Genomic DNA, 4537 nt, shown 5'->3' on the forward strand with positions numbered 1-4537 from the left:
GGCTTGTTCGCCGCCCCCCCCGCCCCCCCCCCACCCCCCCCCGGCCCCCAGGTTCGGGACACCCCCCCCCCGCCCGGGGCCCCCCCCCCCCCCGGCCCGCGCCCCACCACCCTCTGAACACAGCCTTGTGCAGCTGCCTCTGGCTGCGACGCTACTTGCGCACGTGAAAGCGCAGCATCGTGACCCCGCCCGACTGGACGTTGCTGAACGGTTCCAGGTCGATCCGGTCGAGGCCCGGCGGGGCGAAGCGGACGCCGTCGCCGAGCAGGACCGGCAGCACGTACACCAGGATCTTGTCGACGAGGCCGTGCCGCAGGCACTGGGCGGCCACGTCGGCGCCGAGGATCTCCAGGTTCTTGTCGCCGGCGGCGAGGCGTGCCGTGGCCACGGCCTGCTCGATGTCGCAGGTGAGGAAGGTGACGTCGGGGTCCGGCTCGTCGGGCGGGCGATGAGTGAGCACGAACTGCGTCCCGCCGTCGTAGCCGGTGTTCTCCTCGGACATACGCTTGCCGACCTCGTACGTGCCCCGGCCGATGAGCATGGCGCCCGTGGCCGCCATGACCTCCGGGAACGTCGCCGACGTCATGTGTTCGAAGATCCAGTCCATCGTGTGGCCGGGACCGGCGATGAATCCGTCCAGGGACATGACCCTGTTCACGACCACTTTGCCGGTGCTCGCATCACTCATGCGTCTTCTCCAAGCAGGTGGGGCAGGGATCGCATCATAGGCCGCTGAGCGACATCTTCCTCGGCGGCAATCACGAACCGGGCCTGCCCGATGGCGCCATCGCGGTGTCCACCGGCATGCGGCTGCCCGCTGTTTCCGATCCCGCTCGTCGTCGGGGCCTGGCCGCCGCCGGGCGGAGGTCTCTCCTCCTTGAGGACTACTCGGCGTCGGCCGCCTTCGACTTTGGTCCGCATCATCAACGGGCGCGCGGTCGGATGTCCGAGGTCTCGCCGGCACGGACGATGGAGGCCATAGCGAAACCTCATCGGTTCACGTCCACGGGCCGTCGGCATCTTCCGGTGCACCGGCCCTCGTACGACAGGAGCACTCCACCGTGACCGCCTTTCCCTCCGGCGCCCCCACCGCGACCCGCCCCGCCGTGGCCGCGGCCCGCGCGACGGACCTGACCAAGGTCTACGGACAGGGCGAGACCCAGGTGGTCGCCCTGGACAGCGTCTCTGTCGAGTTCCGGCAGGCCGAATTCACGGCGATCATGGGCCCTTCGGGCTCCGGCAAGTCCACGCTCATGCACTGCATGGCCGGTCTGGACTCGATCTCCGGCGGCTCGGCGCGCATCGGCGACGTCGAGGTGTCCGCGCTCAAGGACAGGAAACTCACCCAACTGCGGCGCGACAAGATCGGCTTCATCTTCCAGGCCTTCAACCTGCTGCCGACGCTGACCGCGCTGGAGAACATCACGCTGCCCATGGACATCGCCGGCCGCAAGCCCAACAAGGACTGGGTGGACATGGTCGTGGAGACCGTCGGCCTGTCCGGGCGACTCAAGCACCGGCCGAACCAGCTCTCCGGTGGTCAGCAGCAGCGTGTGGCCGTGGCCCGTGCGCTGGCCGGGAAGCCCGACATCATGTTCGCCGACGAGCCCACCGGCAACCTCGACTCGCGCTCCGGCGCCGAGGTCCTCGGCTTCCTGCGCAACTCGGTGCAGCAGCTCGGCCAGACCGTCGTCATGGTCACCCATGACCCGGTCGCGGCCGCCCACGCGGGCCGGGTGATCTTTCTCGCCGACGGCCGGATCGTCGACGAGCTGTACGACCCGACCGCCGGCACCGTCCTCGACCGCATGAAGCGCTTCGACGCCAAGGGACGTACGAGCTGATCACGGGCTGACCACGACCTGCCGCCGCGCGGCGGCCTCCCGGCCCGTCGCCGCCGCACCGCGAACCGGCCACCACGCTCCCGCCTCTCCTCCAGGACTCCCCCATGTTCCGTACCGCCCTGCGCAATGTGCTGGCCCACAAGGCCAGGTTGCTGATGACCGTGCTCGCCGTACTCCTCGGCGTCGCCTTCGTCTCCGGCACCCTGGTGTTCACCGACACGATCTCCACGGCCTACCAGAAGAGCTCCGAGAAGGGATTCGGCGATGTCGATGTCGCGGTCCGCCCACACGACAAGAACGACGACACGAGCCCCGGCGACCCACCGCGGCTGAGTCAGCGCCTGCTGGACCAGATCTCGGCCGTTCCCGGGGCCGGGACCGTCACCGGCACCGTGGCCGGATACACCGCCGTCGCCGACAAGGACGGCGACCTCCTCGGCAACGGCTTCTCCAGCACCGGCGGCAACTACTACCCCGCGAAGAACGGCAAGGATCCGCGGTACGACCTCGGCTCCGGCCGCGCCCCGCACACCGCCGCCGAGGTGGCACTGGACTCCAGGACCGCCGACCGCGGCGACTACCGCGTCGGCGACACCGTACGGCTGTCCACCGACGGCCCGGTGCGGCAGAAGAAGATCGTCGGAATCTTCACCACCGACGACGGCAATGTCGCGGCGGGCGGCACCCTCACGCTCTTCGACAACGCCACCGCGCAGAAGCTGTTCACCGAGCCCGGCCGGTACGACCAGATCGACGTCAAGGCCGCGGCCGGCACCTCGCAAGCGACGCTCAAGGCCGGCGTGGACAAGCTGCTGCCCGCCAGGTCGCAGGCGGTCACCGGCAAGAAGCTCGCCGATGACCAGGCCGCGGACATCAAGGCCGGCATGAGCGGCCTGCAGACCGGCCTCCTGGTGTTCGCGGGGATCGCGCTGTTCGTCAGCATCTTCATCATCGCCAACACCTTCACCATGCTGGTCGCCCAGCGCACCCGGGAACTCGCCCTGATGCGCGCGGTCGGTGCCAGCCGCCGCCAGGTGACCCGCTCGGTGCTGATCGAGGCCACCGTCGTCGGTTCGGTCGCCGCCGTCACCGGTCTCCTCGCCGGCATCGGACTGGGCGCGTCACTGCGCTCGCTGCTGGGCGCCACCGGCTCCACGGTCCCCGACGGGCCACTGATCGTCTCCTCGACCACCGTCCTCGCCGCGCTCGTCGTCGGCGTCGTCGTCACCGTCCTCGCCGCCTGGCTGCCCGGCCGCCGTGCCGCGAAGATCCCCCCGATCGCCGCGATGAGCAGCGTGCACGCCGCTCCGAGCGGCCGCGGCCTCGTCGTACGCAACACCATCGGCGCGATCCTCGCCGGCGGCGGTGTCGCACTGATTCTCGCCGCGACGGGCATGAGCAGCGGCGACGCCAAGGCACCGATGGGGCTGGGCGCCGGCGCGCTGGTGATCGGCGTGTTCGTGCTCACCCCGCTGCTGTCCCGGCCGATGATCGCCGCCTCCGCGCCGGTGCTGCGCGTCTTCGGTATCGCGGGCAAACTCGCCCGCCAGAACGCGGTGCGCAACCCCCGCCGCACCGCCGCCACCGCCTCCGCGCTCATGATCGGCCTCACGCTCATCACCGGCCTGACCGTGATCGCGGGAAGCGTGCAGAAGAGCATCGACGAGATGGCCGCGGGCTCCTTGCGCAGTGACTACGTCGTCTCCCTGGGCGCCATCGGCGCCACCGGCCTGTCACCCGATGTGGAGAAGACCCTCAAGCGCACCGACGGCGTCACCGCCACCAGCATCCAGCGCACCTCTCCGGCCCTGGTCGACGGCGACACGACAGCGCTCACCGGCGTCGACGGCGACACCATCGGCCAGATGATCTCGGTCGACTTCAGCTCCGGCTCACTCTCCGAGGTCACCGGGACCACCATCGTCGTCGACGACGACACCGCCCAGGACAACAACTGGCACGCGGGATCGAAGGTCCCGGTCACCTTCGAGGACGGCGCCAGGAAACAGTTCACCGTCGCAGGCGTCTACGAGGGCAACTCCCTGCTCAACGGAATCCTCATCGACAGCGCGGTGCTCTCCGCGCACATGGCCGACGTCACCGACAACAAGGTGATGGTGAAGACCGAGGACGGCCCGAACCAGGCCACGAAGGATGCGCTGCAGAAAGCGCTCGGCGACAACCCGGCCATCAACGTGCAGGACAAGCAGGACATCTCCAACGACATCGCCAAGGCGATCACCCTGCTGCTGAACATGCTCTACGGACTGCTCGCCATGGCCGTGATCGTCGCCGTCCTCGGCGTCATCAACACCCTGGCCATGTCGGTCTTCGAGCGTTCCCGCGAAATCGGCATGCTGCGCGCCATCGGCCTGGACCGCAAGGGCATCAAGCGCATGGTGCGCCTGGAGTCCCTGGTCATCTCGCTCTTCGGCGCGGTCCTCGGCCTGTGCCTCGGTACGTTCTTCGGTTGGGCGGCCGGCGAACTGATCGCCCCCTCACTTCCGACGTACGAACTGGTCATGCCCTGGGGCCGGTTGGCGCTCTTCCTCGCCCTGGCCGCCGGCGTGGGCATGCTGGCCGCGGTATGGCCCGCCCGCCGCGCCTCCAAACTCAACATGCTGACGGCCATCAAGTCCGAATAACCTCCCGCCTCGCGCAACACCCACGTCGGCCGGGCTGGTCTTCCAGCC

The 4537-nt window shown here is 69.5% G+C and carries 3 protein-coding genes; 2 read left to right on the plus strand and 1 reads right to left on the minus strand.

Annotated elements, in window-relative coordinates:
• Nucleotides 1-151: 151 nt before the first annotated feature.
• On the minus strand, nucleotides 152-688 hold the full coding sequence (locus ACFWGJ_RS42265) for a dihydrofolate reductase family protein (RefSeq protein WP_387334276.1): 537 nt from the start codon (nucleotides 686-688) through the stop codon (nucleotides 152-154).
• A 373-nt stretch (nucleotides 689-1061) separates the two neighbouring features.
• Between ACFWGJ_RS42265 and ACFWGJ_RS42270 the strand changes: the two genes are divergently transcribed.
• Together ACFWGJ_RS42270 and ACFWGJ_RS42275 are read left to right on the plus strand one after the other, a co-directional pair.
• The gene (locus tag ACFWGJ_RS42270; protein ID WP_387334277.1) at nucleotides 1062-1844 is read left to right on the plus strand and encodes an ABC transporter ATP-binding protein; all 783 of its coding nucleotides are present in this window, start codon (nucleotides 1062-1064) and stop codon (nucleotides 1842-1844) included.
• 104 nt (nucleotides 1845-1948) lie between these two features.
• Nucleotides 1949-4489 carry an ABC transporter permease gene (locus ACFWGJ_RS42275; protein ID WP_387334278.1) on the plus strand — a complete coding sequence of 847 codons (2541 nt, stop codon included), beginning with the start codon at nucleotides 1949-1951 and terminating at the stop codon, nucleotides 4487-4489.
• Nucleotides 4490-4537: the final 48 nt, after the last annotated feature.

It is taken from the genome of Streptomyces sp. NPDC060205 (assembly GCF_042728395.1).
Lineage (GTDB): Bacteria > Actinomycetota > Actinomycetes > Streptomycetales > Streptomycetaceae > Streptomyces.

Bases quoted from the DNA above. Each gene is read 5' to 3' on its own strand.
- ACFWGJ_RS42265 (WP_387334276.1), bottom strand. From the start codon at position 688: ATGAGTGATGCGAGCACCGGCAAAGTGGTCGTGAACAGGGTCATGTCC.
- ACFWGJ_RS42275 (WP_387334278.1), top strand. From the start codon at position 1,949: ATGTTCCGTACCGCCCTGCGCAATGTGCTGGCCCACAAGGCCAGGTTG.